This window comes from Curtobacterium sp. 22159 (assembly GCF_052045775.1).
Classification (GTDB): Bacteria; Actinomycetota; Actinomycetes; order Actinomycetales; family Microbacteriaceae; genus Curtobacterium.
In genome coordinates, this window is record NZ_JBQEPN010000005.1 from 74,956 (window position 1) to 91,828 (window position 16,873).

The following is a 16,873-nucleotide window of genomic DNA, read 5'->3' on the forward strand; positions in this document are numbered from 1 at the left end:
CCACCCGGTCCCTGCGGCCGGAGGGCTCTGGGTGGACGGTGTGGAAACCGAGCGTGAACGACGGGTTGTGCAGGAGGCTCAGGGTGCGGCGTACTGCACGTCGATCGCGGCCTGCTCGAACCCGGACCGCCGGTAGAGCGCCAGCGCGGGCTCGTTGTCGCCCTCGACGTAGAGCGCCGCCGCGGTGAGCCCCCGGCCGACCAACCGAGCGGTACCGGCATGCATGAGGACGCCGCCGAGCCGCCGTCCCTGCAGGTCTGGTCGCACGGCGACGGCGTAGAACTCGCCGATGCCGTCCGCGACCTTGAGCCAGCACGAGCCGGCCAGCTCGCCCGACGCGTCACGGAGCAGCAGCAGGTCCTCGCCGGAGAACCAGTCGTCGGCCTCGCGTGCGCGGAGGTCCTCGAGGGTCATCCGCCCCTGCTCGGGGTGGTGGGCGAAGGCCGTGGCGTTGAGGGTGAGCCAGTCGGACTCGTCCACGCCGACGCGGAACGCCGCGAGCGAGTACCCGTCGGGGACGGCCACGTCCGGCGCGACGTCGGGGATCGGCGCGCGGAGCTGCAGGAGCGTCCGGACCGCGGTCCACCCGAAGTGCGCGGCGAGCGCCCGGGCCGCGGGGTGGTTCCCGTGCGCCCACGCGAGCCGAGGTACCTCCGCGAGCCGAGGCGCCTCCGCCAGCCGAGGCGTCTCCACGAGCCGAGGCGCCTCCGCGAGCCGAAACGTCTCCGTGAGCCGAGACGCCGGGCCGACACCGCGGGCGGCCCCGCCGCCCGGGGTGAGCACCTGCGTCACGAGGGCGGTCCCGAGGCCGCGCCCCCGCGCCTCCCGGGCGACGACGAGTTCCAGCTCCCCGTCGCGCACGACGGCCACCCCGCGCTCGTCCCCGAGCACGGTGGCGCGGCCCGCGCGCACGTCGACCAGGGTCTGGTCGGAGAACGGCGGTGCCTCACCGGCGGCCGCGGCCTCGGCGAGGAACGGGCCGAGGGCGACGGTCACTGACCGGCCTCGTCCTCGGCGACGTTGAAGCGGTAGCCGACGTTCCGGACGGTGCCGATGAGCGACTCGAGGTCGCCGAGCTTGGCGCGGAGACGACGGACGTGCACGTCGACGGTCCGGGTGCCTCCGAAGTAGTCGTAGCCCCACACCTCGCTGAGCAGCTGCTCGCGGGTGAACACCCGGGACGGGTGCGTGGCGAAGAACCGGAGGAGCTCGAACTCCTTGAAGGTGAGGTCGAGCGGCCGGCCGCGCACCTTCGCCGAGTAGCTCGCCTCGTCGATCACGACGCCGGAGGCCTGGATCTTCGAGCCGGTCTGGTTCTTGGAGGCCCGCCCGGCGCTCAGCCGGATCCGCGCGTCGACCTCGGCCGGGCCCGCGGTCTCGAGCACGACGTCGTCGATGTTCCACTCGCTGTTCACGGCGGTGAGGCCGCCCTCGGTGACCACCAGCACGATCGGGGTCGTCGCGCCGCTCGTCACGAGGATCTTGCACAGCGCCTTCGCGCTCGCGAGGTCGGTGCGGGCGTCGACGAACACGAGGTCGCTCTGCGGTGCGTTGACCAGCTGCGACGCCTCGGCGGGGACGTGGCGGATCCGGTGGCTCAGCAGTCCGAGACTCGGCAGGACGTCGCCGGGCGCGGCTGAGGTGAGTACCAGGAGCTGGGCCACAGGACCTCCAGGGCGTGGGGGAGTCGTGGAGTCATCCTAGTGATGCCGCGGGAGCGCTCTTCCGGCCGGACGGTCGGGACGGGCGCACGCGGGCGCCCGCGACCGCCCACCGGCCGCCCACCGGCCGCCCGCGACCGACGCACGCGCCCGCCGTCGACCGACGCACGCGACCGCCGACGGCCAGCCGCCGCGCCCCGCGGACGGGCGCACCGCACCCGCTCCTGCAATGATGGGCGCGTGACCGAGCCCGTGCCGCCCACCGACCAGCGCCGCCTCAGGCTGACGTCCGTGCTGCCGGTCTGGCTGCTCGCGATCGTCGGCGCAGTGCTCGTGCTGACGCTGACGCAGAAGGACTCGTTCGCCTGGCTGCTCCTCGTCTTCGTGCTGTGCGTGCTCGTGAGCTTCGTGCTCCAGCTCATCACCGCGACGAAGGACGGGCTCGTCGAGCGGATCAGCATCGCGTCGTCGGGGTCGTTCGTCGTCGTGCTCGTCACCGCGGTGGTCCTGCTCGTCCGCTGACACGGCCGATCCACCGGCCCGGGGCGATCGTGCTGACGCGCCGCGACCGACCTGGCGCCGTCAGGCGTGCCGCGTAGACTCGCGGCATGGATTCGCTGCTTGCGCTCGAGCTCTTCTACGTGGGCCTGCTCGGCCTCGCGTCGCTCGCGATCGCGTTCGTCTCGGTGACCGTCGTCGTCAAGCTGTTCAAGGGTCAGCGTTGATCGAACTGCCCGAGGGCCTCGCACCCGAGCTCGTCCCGCTGTCCTGGCTGGTCGGCGTCTGGGAGGGCACCGGCGTGGTCGAGTACCCGGTGGGCGACGAGGAGACACCTCGCAAGTACGAGTTCGGTCAGCGGGTCAGCTTCAGCCACGACGGCCTGCCGTACCTCAACTACTCCTCCACGACGTGGTTGCTCGACGACGAGCACACCCCGCTCGCGGCCGAGATGGGCTACTGGCGCATCGACCGTCCGTCCGAGCCGGGAGACCGTGGTCCGGCGATGCTCCTCGGCGAGGGGCCGACGCCGTTCAGCACGGTCGAGAGCGTCGAGGCGCTGCGGAACACGACGGACGGCTTCGACGTCGAGGCGGCGATCATCCACCCGACGGGCGTCAACGAGCTCTACGTCGGCCGGGTGCGCAAGGGCCGCATCGACCTCGCGACGGACGCCGTCATGCGCTCGCCGAACGCGAAGGACTACTCCGCCGCGACCCGCCTGTACGGCCTGGTCGAGGGCAAGCTCTTCTGGGCGTGGGACATCGCCGCGCTCGGCAAGGAACTCACCTCGCACGCCTCGGGGCAGCTCGCGAAGGTCGACTGAGATGACCGCGGTCTTCGCCGAGCGGGACGGCTTCGTCGGCACGGAGGCCGGCCCCGCCGCGCACTTCGGCAACCCCCTCGGCGAACAACGCATGCTGGCGTCGGGCCGTGCCGTGGTCGAGCTCGGGCTCGGCGTCGTGACCGTGACCGGTCCGGACCGTCTGTCCTGGCTCAACTCGATCACGTCGCAGCTCCTGGTCGGGCTCGCACCGGGGATCGCCACCGAGACCCTGGTGCTCGACCAGTCCGGTCGCGTCGAGCACGCCGCACGCGTCGTCGACGACGGCACGACGACCTGGCTGCTCACCGAACCGTCCGACGCCGCACCGCTCGCCGCCTGGCTCGACTCCATGCGGTTCATGCTGCGCGTCGAGGTCGCGGACCGCTCGGACGACTTCGTCACCCTGGGGCGCTTCGACGCACCGGCGGCGGACGACGCGGTCGTCGAGTGGGTGGATCCCTGGGGGACGGTCACGCCCGGTGGGTGGGGCTACGCCGTCCAGGAGGCGCACCCCGGCTCCGACTGGACCCTCCGCATCGACGTGGTCACCCCGGAGGCCGCGGCTGCCCTGGCAGCGACCGGTGCGCCCGTCGCCGGGCTGCTCGCGTACGAGGCGCTACGGATCGCGGCTTGGCGTCCCTCGCTGGCCGACGTCGACGACCGGACGATCCCGCACGAGCTCGACTGGCTCCGCTCTGCCGTGCACCTGTCGAAGGGCTGCTACCGGGGACAGGAGACCGTCGCGAAGGTCCACAACCTCGGGCACCCGCCGCGCCGCGTCGTCATGCTGCACCTCGACGGATCGGACGGGGTGCTGCCGGCGCCGGGGACGCCCGTGCACGACGGCGACAAGGAGGTCGGGCGCCTCACCGCGTCCGCGGTGCACCACGAGCTCGGGCCGGTCGGGCTCGCGGTCGTGAAGCGCTCCCTCGACCCTGCCGCCACGCTGACGCTCGCCACGGACGACGTGGTCGTGTCCGCCGCCCAGGAGGTCATCGTGCCCCCGGGTGCCGGCGCGACGGCGAACGTCCCGCGGCTGCCCCGGCTCGGAGCGGTCCGCCGCTCCTGACCACGCGCGGTGCGCGCGCCGGCGCGTGCGCGCAGGCGCGCGGGCGCTGCGCGAGCGCGTGCGCCGCGGGGGCGCGCTGCGCGGGCGCGTGCGCCGCGCGGGGCGAGACTCGGGCTGAGCGACAGTCCTCGCGCTCCGGAGCCCGAGGAGTGTCGGCCACGCCGAGTCTCGGGCGTCCCGCGGCCGCTCAGGCGGGCTCGACCGCGGTCCAGGGCACGCTGAGCTCGCCCAGCCGCCAGCGCGTCACCCCGTGCAGCACGGGCCACCCCCGGTCGCGCATGCCCCGCACCGTCGCGATCCACCGCTGGCGTGGACCGTAGGTACCGAGCGGCGCGGCGACCGCCCACGCGAGGTCGAGGTCACGGAGGAACGCGTGCACCCGCTCCCCCGGGACGTTCCGGTGGATGAGCGCCTTCGGCAGCCGCTCGGCGACCACGCTCGGCACGTCGAGCCCCGCGAGCCGCAGCGACACCGTGAAGGTCAGCGGGCGGACGTCGTCGAGGGTGATCCAGGACGCCACCCGACCCACCTCGTTGCAGGTGCCCTCGACGACTGCGCCGCCGGGCTGCAGGCGGTCCTGCATGATCCGCCACGAGCCGACGACCTCGGACTCGTCGTACTGGCGCAGGACGTTGAACGCGCGGATCACGGCGGGCCGTCGGCCACCGGGCGTCGGGGTCTCGAAGCCGCCCAGCCGGAAGGTCACGCCGTCGCGGGTGCCGGCGTTCGCGAGGGCCACGCGTGCGGGTTCGATCTCGATGCCGGTGACCTCGACGTCCGGGCGGACCGCGGCGAGCCGGTCGCGGAGCTCGAGCGTCGTGGTCGGACGGGCGCCGTACCCGACGTCGGCCACGAGCGGGTCGTCCGTCCGACGCAGGACGGGCAGCGACGCGATCCACCGGTCGACACGGCGGAGCCGGTTGTACCCGGTCGTGCCGCGTGTGACGTTCCCGATGGGCATGCGTCCAGGGTACGGGCGTGCACCCGCTCGGTAGGATCGGGGCATGACCTCCACGCTCGTCCTGCTCCGTCACGGCAACAGTGACTGGAACCAGAAGAACCTGTTCACCGGTTGGGTCGACGTCCGGCTCAGCGAGCTGGGCGAGAAGGAGGCGAAGCGCGCCGGCGAACTCATCGCCGAGTCGGGCATCGTCCCGGACGTCCTGTACACCTCGCTGCTGACCCGTGCGATCCAGACGGCGGACATCGCCCTGCTCGAGGCCGACCTCGCGTGGCTCCCGGTGAAGCGCGACTGGCGGCTCAACGAGCGCCACTACGGCGACCTGCAGGGCAAGGACAAGGCCCAGACGCTCGAGCAGTACGGCGAGCAGCAGTTCATGGAGTGGCGTCGTTCGTTCGACGTCCCGCCGCCCCCGATCGCCGACGACGCCGAGTGGTCCCAGGCGGGCGACCGCCGGTACGCGGGCCTCGGGGACCAGCTGCCCCGGACGGAGTCGCTCAAGCTCGTGATCGAGCGGCTGCTGCCGTACTGGGAGTCGGACATCACGAAGGACCTCGCGGCCGGCAAGACCGTCCTCGTGACCGCGCACGGCAACTCGCTCCGGGCGCTCGTGAAGCACCTCGACGGCATCTCGGACGACGACATCGCGGGGCTGAACATCCCGACGGGCATCCCGCTGGTGTACGAGCTCGACGACGACTTCCGCCCGGTGAAGCCCTCGTACTACCTCGACCCCGAGGCCGCCGCAGCGGGTGCCGCCGCCGTGGCCGCGCAGGGCGCCAAGAAGTAGCGATCGCACGCACGACGACGGCCGCAGTCCCTCGGGCTGCGGCCGTCGTCGTCACATGAAGTGCGAGGCGATCTCCTGTACGAGGGCGCCGACGTCGTAGGCCTCGGTGGTGTCGACCCGCACCACGGGGACCCCGTGCAGGCCGACCGGCGCCGCCGACGTCCCGTGCTCGTCCCAGAACGTCAGGACGTCGTCGAGGTCGCCGTGGACCTCGTGGCGCACCGGCAGCGTGCCGGGTTCGTAGCGGTCGCGCAGCCGCTCCTCGGCCGTGCCGCGGTCGACGTGGCACCACACCTCGACGGCGCGCGGCGACCCGGCGGAGGCGAGCCCCGCCTGCAGGAGGTCGCGGTCGCGCTCGGGCAGCCAGACGGCGTCGAGGACGACCCCGTTGTCGACGGCCCGGGCCATCGACCACATGGTGTCCATCGCGATGGCGCCGAGCGGCCGGGATCCGATCATCGGTCCGACGAGGTCGGCGAGCGGCTCCTTGATCCGGTCCTTGGACAGGAACGGACACCCGAGCACCTCGGCCAGTGCGGCACCGATGGTGCTCTTGCCGGAACCGGGCATGCCGTTGACGATGATCGCGACCTGGGCCATGGCACGATCCTCGCAGAAGCGAGGGCCGGGGTCAGACCGTCGCGGTCGCCGCGGAGGCGCCGGTCCAGTCGCCCGTCGCCAGGTACTCCACCTTCTTGGCGATCGACACCGCGTGGTCGGCGAACCGCTCGTGGTAGCGCGAGGCGAGGGTCGCGTCGACGGTGTCGATCGGGTTGCCCTTCCAGGTCTCCCCGAGCACGAAGTCGAAGACGCTCGCGTGCAGCTCGTCGACGGCGTCGTCCTCGTCGCGGATCTCGGCCGAGAGCGCGATGTCCTCGGTGGCGATGAGGCGCGTGAGCTTCTGCGCCATCGCGACGTCGTGCGCACCCATCTGCTTGAAGGTGCCGCGCAGGCCCTTCGGCACGACCTTCTCGGGGAAGCGCTGGCGGGCGAGCTGGGCGATGTGCTCCGCCATGTCGCCCATGCGCTCGAGCGAGGAGCTGACGCGCAGGGCGGTGACGACGACGCGGAGGTCACGGGCCACCGGGGCCTGGCGCGCGAGGATGTCGATCGCGATCTCGTCGAGGCTGTTCGCCGCTTCGTCGATCTTGGCGTCGTCGGCGATCACCTCCTCGGCGAGGGCGACGTCGGACTCGCTGAACGCCTGGGTGGCGCGGGTGATCGCCGACTCGACGAGCCCGGCGATCTCGGTGAGTCGCTCCTGGACGTCCTGGAGTTCCTGCTGGAAGACTTCGCGCATGGGGGATGTGCCTCTCTGATGCGTACCGGACGAGTGTCGTCAGCCCAGGTGAACGAACGGTGACGTGCGGTTGAACGCTTCGCGATCCGGTGCCGCTCCTGCCCCGGAGAGGGGTGAACAGGGCCCGAACCCCGCGTGACCATCCCTACACTGACGGCATGGACAACGCGTGGCTCGTGCCACTGTCGATGCTCCTCGGCGGGGTCTTCGGCGCGGGCGTCGTGGTGCTGATCATCACCGCCGAGCGCACGGCTCGGGCAGCAGACGTGGCGGAACGGACGCTCCCGGACGGCGTCGCCGCGGTCATCGCCACGATGCACAACCCCGCCGTGGTCGTCGACCCCTCGAACACGGTGGTCGCCGCGTCGCCGCAGGCGCTGACGGTCGGGCTGGTCGTCCGACGGAAGCTCGTGCACCAGGAACTCGTCGCCCTCGTCGACCGGGTCCGCCGGAGCGGCGAGATGGGGTCGGAGGACCTCGAGCTGCCGCGTGGCCGCAGGGGTGAGCTGGTCGGCTACCTCAGCTTCCGCGCCGCGCAGCTCGGCAACCGCTACGTGCTCCTGACGGCGGACGACCTCACCGAGAGCCGGCGGATCGACGAGGTCAGGCGTGACTTCGTCGCGAACATCTCCCACGAGCTGAAGACCCCGATCGGCGCGATCGGCCTGCTGTCCGAGACCCTCGTCGCGGCCGCGGACGAACCGCAGCACGTCCGGAAGTTCGCCGCGCAGCTCGTCACCGAGTCGGAACGGCTGGCAGCCCTGACGAAGGACATCATCGAGCTCTCGCGGCTGCAGTCCGTCGACGCGCTGGAGAACAGCGAGGAGACCTCGATCGACCGCATCGTGCAGGCCGCCGTCGACGCGAACGAGATCGTGGCACGGGCACGGGACATCGAGATCGTCCGGGCGAAGAAGTCGAAGCTGAAGGTGATGGGGGACCCCGGGCTCCTGCAGATCGCGGTGTCGAACCTCATCGCGAACGCGGTGAAGTACTCCCCGGACCACACCCGCGTCGGGGTGGGCGTCCGGTCCGCCAAGGGGTTCGTCGAGATCGCGGTGACGGACCAGGGCGTCGGCATCCCCGAGGCCGACCTCGACCGCGTGTTCGAACGGTTCTACCGCGTCGACCCCGCACGCTCCCGCGCGACCGGGGGCACCGGCCTCGGTCTCGCGATCGTGAAGCACGTCGTCGGCAACCACGGCGGTGACGTGCGCGTCTGGTCGCAGCCCGGCAAGGGTTCGACCTTCACCATCCGTCTCCCCGAGGCGGACCCGGAACTGACCACAGCACTCGAAGAGCAACTGGAAGAGCAGCAATCGTGACCAAGATCCTCATCGTCGACGACGAGCCGGCCCTGAGCGAGCCCCTGGAGTTCCTGCTGCAGCGCGAGGGGTACGAGACCTCCGTCGCTGCGGACGGCGTGACCGCCCTGTCGAAGTTCGACGCGGAGAACCCGGACCTGGTGCTGCTCGACCTGATGCTCCCGGGGCTGTCCGGCACGGAGGTGTGCCGACAGATCCGCACGCGGTCGAACATCCCGATCATCATGCTCACCGCGAAGGACTCCGAGGTGGACATCGTCGTGGGGCTCGAGCTCGGCGCCGACGACTACGTGACGAAGCCGTACTCGACGCGGGAGCTCCTCGCCCGGATCCGTGCCGTGCTCCGTCGCCGCACCGAGGACGACCCCGCGGACAGCGGCATCCTGCAGGTCGGCGGCATCCGGATGGACGTCGAGCGGCACACCGTGTCCGTCGACGGTTCGGAGACGCCGATGCCGCTCAAGGAGTTCGAGCTGCTCGAGCTGCTCCTCCGGAACGCGGGGCGCGTGCTCACCCGCGGGCAGCTCATCGACCGGGTCTGGGGCTCCGACTACTTCGGCGACACGAAGACCCTCGACGTGCACATCAAGCGCATCCGCTCGAAGATCGAGCGCGTGCCGAGCGCGCCGGAGATCCTCGTGACCGTCCGGGGGCTCGGCTACCGCATCGAGGGCTGACCCGGGCGTGACGCACCGGAGGCCCGGTGCCGGCCGCGTGGACCGGCACCGGGCCTCCGGTGCGATGCGTGTGTGCTGACTAGCCGTTCGTGCCGGCGTCGCCGCTGGACGAATCGGTCTGCGAGTCACCGGGCTGCGTACCGGGAGCGGTCGCGTCGCCGGTCGGCTTCGTGCCGTCCTCCGACGGGGAGGTGGCGGTGCCGGACGGGGTGGGCGTCGGGGCGAGGGTCGCGTACTCCTCCTGCGCGCTGGTGAGCACCGGCACGCTGGCGGAGACACCCTCGGCGCCGGAGTACGAGAAGTAGACCTTGACGAGGGATCCGGGCTTGGTGTCCGCACCGTCGAACACGACGTCCTGCGTCCGGCCGGCCTTCGTGCCCTGCGTGGTCTGCCCCTCTTCGGTGGGCGACGTGGCCTGGGCGCTCGGCGCCGCAGCCGCCCCGAGGTCGACGTGCGTGTTCGCCGGGACCGTGACGGTCTGGGTGTCCCCGCCGACCTCGATCGAGAGGGTGATGTCGCCCTTGTCCGCGTTGTTCACGATGGTGCCGATGAACCGTGCACCCTCGGAGTCGTCGGCGATGAGCAGGGCGTTGCGGACGTCGACCTTGCCCGTCGACACGTTGACGCCGTCGGTGATCTGCTTGATCTCCGTCGTCTGTGCGGGCGACATGAACTCGCAGCCGGTGGCGCCGAGCGCGATGGTTGCCGCAACGGCGACGGACACGAGTACCCGAGCTCGCAAGAGATTCCTCCGGAAGATCACGATGTGGACCGGACGGTCCGACACCATCCTACCGATCGAGCGGGTGTGCGAATGGTTAGGTGCCCCTTACCCGAAAATTGCTTGTGGTAAACTGGGTGTCTCGGAACGGAGCCTGATACATGCAATTCGAGGTCGGCGAGACCGTCGTCTACCCCCACCACGGGGCGGCAACCATCTCTGAAGTCAAGACGCGCGTCATCAAGGGTGAGGAAAAGGTCTACCTGAAGCTGCGGGTCACCCAGGGGGACCTGACGATCGAGGTGCCGGCGGACAACGTCGACCTGGTCGGTGTCCGCGACGTGATCGGCAAGGAAGGCCTCGACAAGGTGTTCGAGGTCCTGCGTGCCCCGTTCACCGAGGAGCCCACGAACTGGTCGCGCCGGTACAAGGCGAACCTCGAGAAGCTCGCTTCCGGTGACGTCATCAAGGTGTCCGAGGTCGTCCGTGACCTCTGGCGTCGCGACCAGGACCGCGGCCTGTCCGCCGGAGAGAAGCGGATGCTCGCCAAGGCGCGGCAGATCCTCATCTCCGAGCTGGCACTGGCCGAGAAGACCGACGAGGACCAGGCATCGACCGTCCTCGACGAGGTCCTCGCCTCCTGACCGCGTCGAACCACTGAGCGCGACAGCACCGCACGACACGACGACCGCACGGTTCCCCTCCGGGGTGGACCGTGCGGTCGTCGTCGTCGCGGCCGGTTCCGGCACCCGGCTCGGCCTCGGCACGGCGAAGGCGTTCGTGCCCGTCGCGGGGTCGCTCATGCTCGAACGCGCACTCGCGCCGCTCTTCACACTGCCCGCGCCGGTGCTCGTCGTGGTGGTGGCGCCCGCGTCACACCTCGACGCGTGCCGCTCGCTGGTCGCCTCGGTCGCGGGCGCTGCGGTCGCGTACACCGCCGTCGTCCCGGGAGGCGCGGATCGCCACGCCTCGGTCGAGGCCGGCCTGGCCGTGCTGCCGGACTCCGTCACCACGGTGCTGGTCCACGACGCAGCGCGGTGTCTGACCCCCGCGTCGCAGTTCTCGCTCGTCGCGGACACGGTCGAGGCGACGGGGGCCGGTGTCGTCCCCGCGCTGCCGGTCACCGACACGGTGAAGCGGGTGGACGGTGACGTCGTCGTCGAGACCGTCGACCGTGCGGCGCTCGTCGGGGTGCAGACGCCGCAGGGCTTCCCGCTCGCCGCGCTCCGGCAGGCGTACGCCGTGTCCGAGCGGGCCGAGACCGACGACGCGGGGGTGTTCCAGGCAGCGGGCGGCACGGTGCGCTCGGTCCCCGGTGACGCCGACGCGTTCAAGATCACCACCGCGTGGGACCTCCGCCGGGCGGAGTCCATCGTCCGCGCCGACGCCCCCGCGCCGACCGCGGTCCGCGTCGGTCTCGGGGTGGACGTCCACGCGTTCGACCAGGACGCCCCGTGCCGGGTGGGGCTGCTGGACTTCCCGGGCGAACCCGGCCTCTCCGGTCACAGCGACGGCGACGCGGTCGCGCACGCGGTCTGCGACGCCCTGCTCTCGGCAGGAGCGCTCGGCGACATCGGGGGACGGTTCGGCACCTCGGACCCCGCGTACGCCGGTGCCGCGGGCGACGTCTTCATCCGCGGCGCGGTCGCGGCGCTCGCCGCGGTCGGTCTCGTGCCGGTGTCCGTGACCGTCCAGGTCGTCGGCAACCGCCCGCGAATCGGTGCCCGGCGGGACGAGATGCAGGACGCCCTGGCGGCGGCGGTCGGGGCACCGGTCGCCGTGTCGGGCACGACCACCGACGGACTCGGGTTCACCGGACGCGGCGAGGGGCTCACCGCGATCGCGACCGCCCTCGTCACCGGTGCCGGTCCGTCCGGGCCGGCCCGCGCCTCCTGAACCGTCCGGCCGACCCGCGCCTCCCGAAACGGCACGCCCCCGCCGATTAGGGTTGCACCGTGACCGTTCGCCTGTACGACTCCCGCGCCGCAGCCGTCGTCGACCTCGTCCCGCTGGTCGACGGGCAGGTGAGCATCTACGTGTGCGGTCCGACCGTGCAGTCCTCGCCGCACATCGGACACCTGCGGTCGGCGCTGGTGTACGACATCTGGCGCCGCTGGCTGACGTACCGCGGCCTCCGTGTGACGCTGGTGCGGAACGTCACCGACATCGACGACAAGGTGCTCGACCTCGCCGCCGCCACCGACGAACCGTGGTTCGCACGCGCCTACCGCGTGGAGCTCGAGTTCACGGCCGCCTACAACGCCCTCGGGATCCTGCCGCCGACGTACGAACCGCGGGCGACCGCGAGCGTCCCGCAGATGCACGAGATCATCGCCCGACTGATCGACCGCGGCCACGCGTACGTGGCGGCGGACGGCTCGGGCGACGTCTACTTCGACACCGGCAGCTGGGAGTCGTACGGCGCGCTCACCCGTCAGCGGCGCGAGGACATGGTCGAGGCCGCCGACGCGGACCCCCGCGGCAAGCGCGACCCGCGTGACTTCGCGCTCTGGAAGGGGGCGAAGCCGGACGAGCCGCCGACCGCGAACTGGGAGTCGCCCTGGGGTCCGGGGCGTCCGGGCTGGCACATCGAGTGCTCGGCGATGTCACGGCGCTACCTCGGCCCGGCGTTCGACATCCACGGCGGCGGGCTCGACCTCCGCTTCCCGCACCACGAGAACGAACTCGCGCAGTCGACGGCGGCGGGGGACCCGTTCGCCTCGTACTGGCTGCACAACGGCCTCGTGACGGTCGAGGGCCAGAAGATGTCGAAGTCGCTCGGCAACTCGATCTTCGCCGCGGACTTCCTCGCGTCGGCGCGACCGGCGGTGGTCCGCTACTTCCTCGGCGCCGCGCACTACCGATCGTCGATCGACCACCACGAGGGCTCCCTGGCCGAGGCGGAGGCCGCGTACGACCGCATCGCCGGGTTCCTCGAACGCGCCGAACCGCGACTCGAGGGCGTGCACCTCGCCGACGCCCCGTCCGTGCCCGAGGCGTTCGCGGCGGCCATGGACGACGACCTCGCGGTGCCCCAGGCGCTCGCCGTGCTGCACGAGACGGTGCGCGCGGGGAACGCCGCCCTGGACGCCGACGATGCGGAAGCGCTCGGAACCGCGTACCATCAGGTGGCCGCGATGGTGGAGGTGCTCGGCATCGACCCGCGGGCCGCCCACTGGTCCGGCGGTGGCCACGACGCGTCGGCCGCACCGCTCGCAGCCCTCGTCGAACGCCTCGTCCAGGAACGCGCCGACGCCAGGGCGGCGCGCGACTTCGCCACGGCCGACCGCGTGCGGGACGACCTCGCAGCCGCGGGCATCACGATCGAAGACACCGCAGCAGGTACACGCTGGAGCATCGCCTGACAACGGCAGTGCCGGACAGGAGAGAGCAATGAAGAACGTCTCGGGGAGCAAGAAGGGTCGGCCGGGCGCCGTCCGCTCCGGCCGCAAGGGCAACAAGCAGGTCGGCTCGGGCGGCCAGGGCGCGCAGGCGCTCGAGGGCCGCAAGCCGACCCCGAAGGCCGAGGACCGTCCGTACCACCCGGCCGGGAAGCGCAAGGCCGCGAAGGAGCGCCTCGAGGCAGCCCGCGGCCGTCACGGTGCGTCGAGCGCGCCGCAGCAGCGCACCCGCCGGCCGCCGCAGCGGAAGTCCGACGACTCCGAGCTGGTCACCGGACGCAACTCCGTGCTCGAGGCCCTCCGCACGAAGACCCCGTCGACGACGCTGTACGTCGCCGCCCGCATCGAGGTCGACGACCGTGTCAAGGAGATCCTCGCGCTCGCCAACCACCGCGGCGTGCCGATCATGGAGATCATGCGGCCGGAGCTGGACCGCATCACCGGCCACGACAGCGTGCATCAGGGTGTCGCGCTCAAGGTGCCGGCCTACGAGTACGCCGTCGCCGAGGACATCGTCGAGCGTGCCTTCGCGAAGGACGAGGTCCCGTTGGTCGTCGCCCTCGACGGCATCACCGACCCGCGCAACCTCGGTGCGATCATCCGTTCGACCGCTGCGTTCGGCGGCCACGGCGTCATCGTGCCGCAGCGCCGTTCCGTCGGGGTGACCGCCAGCGCCTGGAAGACGTCGGCCGGTGCCGCCGCCCGGACGCCCGTCGCGATGGCACCCAACCTCACGCAGACGCTGAAGTCGCTCAAGTCGATGGGACTCTTCGTCCTCGGGCTCGCCGGTGACGGCGACGTGCAGCTCGACCAGCTGGAGCTCGCCGACCGCCCGATCGTGATCGTCGTCGGGTCGGAGGGCAAGGGCCTGTCGCGTCTGGTCACCGAGACGTGCGACGCCGTCGTGTCGATCCCGATCTCGAGCGCGACCGAGTCCCTCAACGCGGGCATCGCGGCGAGCGTCACCCTGTGGGAGGTCGCCCGGCGCCGTCGCGCAGCGTAGGTCGCTCGCACAGGAGGCGCGAATGGGCACGACGCGCCGTGCGTCGGTCGCCGAGGGGGCGGAAACCGCCGCCGGGCGTCAGACGCCGGCGCGCCAGTCGTCGACGTCGGCGTCCTCGTCCTCCGCGTCCGCTCCGTCCTCGGAGGACACCGTCGGGATCGGCAGCGTCATCGACGACGTCGGCGGGTTGATGAGCAGCCGCTCGTCGCGACGGTGCCGGAGCACGTCGTTGATGTACGCGGTCGTGGCCTCCGGCAGGGAGACGGCCCGCTCCTCTTCCTGGGACATGAACCAGCGGTGCTCGAGCAGCTCGTGGAACACCTCGGCCGGTTCGAGTCGCCCGCGGAGCTCGCGCGGGATCGATCGGATCACCGGCTCGAACACCTTCGAGACCCACTCGTGCGCGACCATCTCCTCGTCGAGCTGGTCGCGGCCGTTGCGCGCCCGGTACGAGTCGAGGTCGTTGAGGAGCCGCCGTGCCTGGTTCTCCCCGGCGTCGAGCCCGGTCAGGCGGAGCAGTCGCCGCTGGTGGTGTCCGGCGTCCACGACCTTCGGCTGGATCCGCACCTGCGAACCACCCTCGGTCGTGTGGATGGAGAGCTCCTCGATGTCGAACCCGAGCGCGTTGAGCCGTTCGACGCGGTCGTTGATGCGCCAGCGCTCCTTGACGTCGAACTGCTCGGTGCCGGTGAGCTCCTTCCACAGCGTGCGGTACTGCGCGACGATCCGGTTCGACACGTCGACCGGGTCCGCGTTCTCGTCGAGCCGACCGCCTGCCTCGAGGTCGAGGAGCTCGCCGGCGATGTTCACGCGGGCGACCTCGAGGTCGTTCTCGCGCTGCCCGTTCGACAGACCGCCGGGGTAGAGCTTCCCGGTCTCGGCGTCGACGAGGTAGGCGGCGAACGCCCCGGCGTCGCGGCGGAACAGCGTGTTCGAGAGCGACACGTCGCCCCAGTAGAACCCGATGATGTGCAGCCGCACGAGCAGGAGGGCCAGGGCGTCGACCAGTCGCGTCGCCGTCTCGGGCCGCAGGGTCTGCGAGTACAGCGCGCGGTACGGCAGCGAGAAGCGCAGGTGCCGGGTGACGAGGACGGGGTGCAGCTGCTCGCCGTCGGCGCTCACCCGGTTCGTGATCACGGCGACGGGGTCGACGCACGGCACGTCCATGCGCTGCAGGGTGCGGAGCATCTCGTACTCGGCGCGCGCCACCTCCTCGCCGGTCTCCTTCACGGCGACGACGTACCCGCCGAGCTGCACGAAGCGCACGAGGTGCCGTGAGATGCCCTTCGGGAGCGCGACGATCGTGCTGTCCGGCCAGTCGGCGAGGGGGAGGTCCCACGGCAGGTCGAGCAGACCGGGGTCGACGGTGGCGGCGGTGATGGACATCGAGTCGGGCACGGTGGGTTCCTTCGGTGCGCGGACGGGCCGGGTGCGTGCGTGGGGCGGACAGACGGGAGGCGCGGTGNCAGCGGGCACCGCGCCTCCAGTATCCGTGCTGTCGCGTTACGCGCTGACGACGGCCTTGTCGTCGAGGCGGTCGCCCGACTCGGTGTCGAAGGCGTGCACGTGGCCCTGCTTCGGCGTGACGACGATCGTGTCACCGATCGACGGGTGCTGACGGCCGTCGACGCGGGCGACGATGTCGACGCGCGAGCCGTTGACGTCGGCGTGACCGTAGAGGTAGCCGTCGGCGCCGAGCTCCTCGACGACGTCGACCGTGACGGGCAGGCCCTCGCCCGACTGGGCGACGATGACGTCCTCGGGGCGGATGCCGACCGTGATCTGCCCGGCGCGCGCGTTGGAGAGCGTGTCGCGGTCGATCGGGTGGTTGAGCGAGCCGAACTTGATGCCGCCCTCGACCACGTCGGCCGGGAGCAGGTTCATCGCCGGCGAACCGATGAAGCCCGCGACGAACACGTTGTTCGGCTTCTCGTACAGGTCGCGCGGCGAGCCGACCTGCTGCAGGATGCCGTCCTTGAGCACGGCGATGCGGTCGCCCATGGTGAGCGCTTCGGTCTGGTCGTGCGTGACGTAGACCGTGGTGACCCCGAGACGACGCTGCAGCGAGGCGATCTGGGTGCGGGTCTGGACGCGGAGCTTGGCGTCGAGGTTCGACAGCGGCTCGTCCATGAGGAACACCTGCGGCTGACGGACGATCGCGCGGCCCATCGCGACACGCTGACGCTGACCACCGGAGAGCGCCTTCGGCTTGCGGCCGAGGTACTGCTCGAGGTCGAGGAGCTTGGCGGCTTCCTGCACGCGGGTGGCGCGCTCTTCCTTGCCGACGCCGGCGATCTTGAGCGCGAAGCCCATGTTCTCGGCGACGGTCATGTGCGGGTACAGCGCGTAGTTCTGGAACACCATCGCGATGTCGCGGTCCTTCGGCGGGACGTCGGTGACGTCGCGGTCGCCGATGCGGATCGCGCCCGAGTTGACCTCTTCGAGGCCGGCGAGCATGCGCAGCGAGGTCGACTTGCCGCAACCCGAGGGGCCGACGAGGACGAGGAACTCGCCGTCGGCGACGTCCAGGTCGAGGGAGTCGACCGCGGGGCGGGTGCCTCCGGGGTAGAGACGGGTTGCCTTGTCATAGGTGACGGACGCCATGAGCGTTCGATCCTTCCTTCACCGGCAGGTACGTGCC

The 16,873-nt window shown here is 71.5% G+C and carries 18 protein-coding genes; 10 read left to right on the top strand and 8 right to left on the bottom strand.

Annotation, left to right across the window (positions count from 1 at the left end; genetic code table 11):
- Positions 1 to 78 precede the first annotated feature (78 nt).
- On the bottom strand, positions 79 to 996 hold the full coding sequence (mshD, locus tag ACTJKO_RS07420) for a mycothiol synthase (RefSeq protein WP_440687235.1): 918 nt from the start codon (positions 994 to 996) through the stop codon (positions 79 to 81).
- Positions 993 to 1,664, bottom strand: a complete 672-nt coding sequence (locus ACTJKO_RS07425; protein WP_440687237.1) for a response regulator transcription factor — start codon at positions 1,662 to 1,664, stop codon at positions 993 to 995. The genes mshD and ACTJKO_RS07425 overlap by 4 nt, the downstream gene beginning before the upstream one ends.
- 237 nt (positions 1,665 to 1,901) lie before the next feature.
- Here ACTJKO_RS07425 and ACTJKO_RS07430 point away from each other — a divergent pair, with 237 nt between their 5' ends.
- The 3 genes from ACTJKO_RS07430 to ygfZ all read left to right on the top strand — a co-directional run bounded on the left by ACTJKO_RS07430 (position 1,902) and on the right by ygfZ (position 4,054).
- Complete coding sequence (locus tag ACTJKO_RS07430) at positions 1,902 to 2,183, top strand: hypothetical protein (RefSeq protein WP_440687239.1); 282 nt, start codon at positions 1,902 to 1,904, stop codon at positions 2,181 to 2,183.
- A gap of 199 nt (positions 2,184 to 2,382) precedes the next feature.
- Positions 2,383 to 2,985: an FABP family protein gene (locus tag ACTJKO_RS07435; RefSeq protein ID WP_440687241.1), complete on the top strand. Its 603-nt coding sequence runs from the start codon at positions 2,383 to 2,385 to the stop codon at positions 2,983 to 2,985.
- 1 nt (position 2,986) lies between these two features.
- Entirely contained in the window at positions 2,987 to 4,054 is a 1,068-nt protein-coding gene (gene ygfZ, locus ACTJKO_RS07440; protein WP_440687243.1) for a CAF17-like 4Fe-4S cluster assembly/insertion protein YgfZ, read from the top strand.
- A 187-nt stretch (positions 4,055 to 4,241) separates the two neighbouring features.
- Here the strand turns inward: ygfZ and ACTJKO_RS07445 are convergent, their stop codons facing one another.
- Positions 4,242 to 5,015, bottom strand: coding sequence for a class I SAM-dependent methyltransferase (locus ACTJKO_RS07445; RefSeq protein ID WP_440687245.1), 774 nt, complete (start codon positions 5,013 to 5,015; stop codon positions 4,242 to 4,244).
- A 43-nt stretch (positions 5,016 to 5,058) separates the two neighbouring features.
- Between ACTJKO_RS07445 and ACTJKO_RS07450 the strand changes: the two genes are divergently transcribed.
- Complete coding sequence (locus ACTJKO_RS07450; protein WP_440687246.1) at positions 5,059 to 5,805, top strand: phosphoglyceromutase; 747 nt, start codon at positions 5,059 to 5,061, stop codon at positions 5,803 to 5,805.
- Between the two features lie 51 nt (positions 5,806 to 5,856).
- Here ACTJKO_RS07450 and ACTJKO_RS07455 read toward each other — a convergent pair whose 3' ends face one another.
- Together ACTJKO_RS07455 and phoU are read right to left on the bottom strand one after the other, a co-directional pair.
- A complete protein-coding gene (locus ACTJKO_RS07455; RefSeq protein ID WP_440687248.1) occupies positions 5,857 to 6,405 on the bottom strand; it encodes an AAA family ATPase in 549 nt (182 codons plus the stop codon).
- A gap of 31 nt (positions 6,406 to 6,436) precedes the next feature.
- Entirely contained in the window at positions 6,437 to 7,105 is a 669-nt protein-coding gene (phoU, locus tag ACTJKO_RS07460; protein WP_440687250.1) for a phosphate signaling complex protein PhoU, read from the bottom strand.
- Positions 7,106 to 7,263: 158 nt separating this feature from the next.
- On the opposite strand from phoU, the gene ACTJKO_RS07465 reads away from it, so the two are divergent.
- Positions 7,264 to 8,430 (top strand): sensor histidine kinase, encoded by a 1,167-nt coding sequence (locus ACTJKO_RS07465; protein ID WP_440687252.1) that lies wholly within the window; start codon positions 7,264 to 7,266, stop codon positions 8,428 to 8,430.
- On the top strand, positions 8,427 to 9,107 hold the full coding sequence (locus tag ACTJKO_RS07470; protein WP_440687254.1) for a response regulator: 681 nt from the start codon (positions 8,427 to 8,429) through the stop codon (positions 9,105 to 9,107). Before ACTJKO_RS07465 ends, ACTJKO_RS07470 begins: the two co-directional genes overlap by 4 nt.
- A 79-nt stretch (positions 9,108 to 9,186) precedes the next feature.
- Here the strand turns inward: ACTJKO_RS07470 and ACTJKO_RS07475 are convergent, their stop codons facing one another.
- Complete coding sequence (locus tag ACTJKO_RS07475; RefSeq protein WP_440687256.1) at positions 9,187 to 9,831, bottom strand: hypothetical protein; 645 nt, start codon at positions 9,829 to 9,831, stop codon at positions 9,187 to 9,189.
- A 158-nt stretch (positions 9,832 to 9,989) separates the two neighbouring features.
- On the opposite strand from ACTJKO_RS07475, the gene ACTJKO_RS07480 reads away from it, so the two are divergent.
- The 4 genes from ACTJKO_RS07480 to rlmB all read left to right on the top strand — a co-directional run bounded on the left by ACTJKO_RS07480 (position 9,990) and on the right by rlmB (position 14,232).
- On the top strand, positions 9,990 to 10,472 hold the full coding sequence (locus ACTJKO_RS07480) for a CarD family transcriptional regulator (protein WP_066518156.1): 483 nt from the start codon (positions 9,990 to 9,992) through the stop codon (positions 10,470 to 10,472).
- 64 nt (positions 10,473 to 10,536) lie between these two features.
- The gene (gene ispD, locus ACTJKO_RS07485; protein WP_440687258.1) at positions 10,537 to 11,724 is read left to right on the top strand and encodes a 2-C-methyl-D-erythritol 4-phosphate cytidylyltransferase; all 1,188 of its coding nucleotides are present in this window, start codon (positions 10,537 to 10,539) and stop codon (positions 11,722 to 11,724) included.
- A 59-nt stretch (positions 11,725 to 11,783) separates the two neighbouring features.
- Positions 11,784 to 13,193 (top strand): cysteine--tRNA ligase, encoded by a 1,410-nt coding sequence (gene cysS / locus ACTJKO_RS07490; protein WP_440687260.1) that lies wholly within the window; start codon positions 11,784 to 11,786, stop codon positions 13,191 to 13,193.
- Between the two features lie 28 nt (positions 13,194 to 13,221).
- A complete protein-coding gene (rlmB, locus tag ACTJKO_RS07495; protein WP_440687262.1) occupies positions 13,222 to 14,232 on the top strand; it encodes a 23S rRNA (guanosine(2251)-2'-O)-methyltransferase RlmB in 1,011 nt (336 codons plus the stop codon).
- A 78-nt stretch (positions 14,233 to 14,310) separates the two neighbouring features.
- On the opposite strand, the gene ACTJKO_RS07500 is transcribed toward rlmB, so the two are convergent.
- Both ACTJKO_RS07500 and ACTJKO_RS07505 read right to left on the bottom strand, forming a co-directional pair.
- Positions 14,311 to 15,630 (bottom strand): DUF4032 domain-containing protein, encoded by a 1,320-nt coding sequence (locus ACTJKO_RS07500; protein WP_440687264.1) that lies wholly within the window; start codon positions 15,628 to 15,630, stop codon positions 14,311 to 14,313.
- 105 nt (positions 15,631 to 15,735) lie between these two features.
- Positions 15,736 to 16,836 carry an ABC transporter ATP-binding protein gene (locus ACTJKO_RS07505; RefSeq protein WP_440687266.1) on the bottom strand — a complete coding sequence of 367 codons (1,101 nt, stop codon included), beginning with the start codon at positions 16,834 to 16,836 and terminating at the stop codon, positions 15,736 to 15,738.
- Between the last annotated feature and the right edge of the window lie 37 nt (positions 16,837 to 16,873).

Excerpts from the sequence above, each read along its gene's own strand:
- ygfZ (WP_440687243.1), top strand. The coding sequence starts at position 2,987 with ATGACCGCGGTCTTCGCCGAGCGGGACGGCTTCGTCGGCACGGAGGCC.
- ACTJKO_RS07445 (WP_440687245.1), bottom strand. The coding sequence starts at position 5,015 with ATGCCCATCGGGAACGTCACACGCGGCACGACCGGGTACAACCGGCTC.
- ACTJKO_RS07450 (WP_440687246.1), top strand. The coding sequence starts at position 5,059 with ATGACCTCCACGCTCGTCCTGCTCCGTCACGGCAACAGTGACTGGAAC.
- ACTJKO_RS07455 (WP_440687248.1), bottom strand. The coding sequence starts at position 6,405 with ATGGCCCAGGTCGCGATCATCGTCAACGGCATGCCCGGTTCCGGCAAG.
- phoU (WP_440687250.1), bottom strand. The coding sequence starts at position 7,105 with ATGCGCGAAGTCTTCCAGCAGGAACTCCAGGACGTCCAGGAGCGACTC.
- ACTJKO_RS07465 (WP_440687252.1), top strand. The coding sequence starts at position 7,264 with ATGGACAACGCGTGGCTCGTGCCACTGTCGATGCTCCTCGGCGGGGTC.
- ACTJKO_RS07480 (WP_066518156.1), top strand. The coding sequence starts at position 9,990 with ATGCAATTCGAGGTCGGCGAGACCGTCGTCTACCCCCACCACGGGGCG.
- rlmB (WP_440687262.1), top strand. The coding sequence starts at position 13,222 with ATGAAGAACGTCTCGGGGAGCAAGAAGGGTCGGCCGGGCGCCGTCCGC.
- ACTJKO_RS07505 (WP_440687266.1), bottom strand. The coding sequence starts at position 16,836 with ATGGCGTCCGTCACCTATGACAAGGCAACCCGTCTCTACCCCGGAGGC.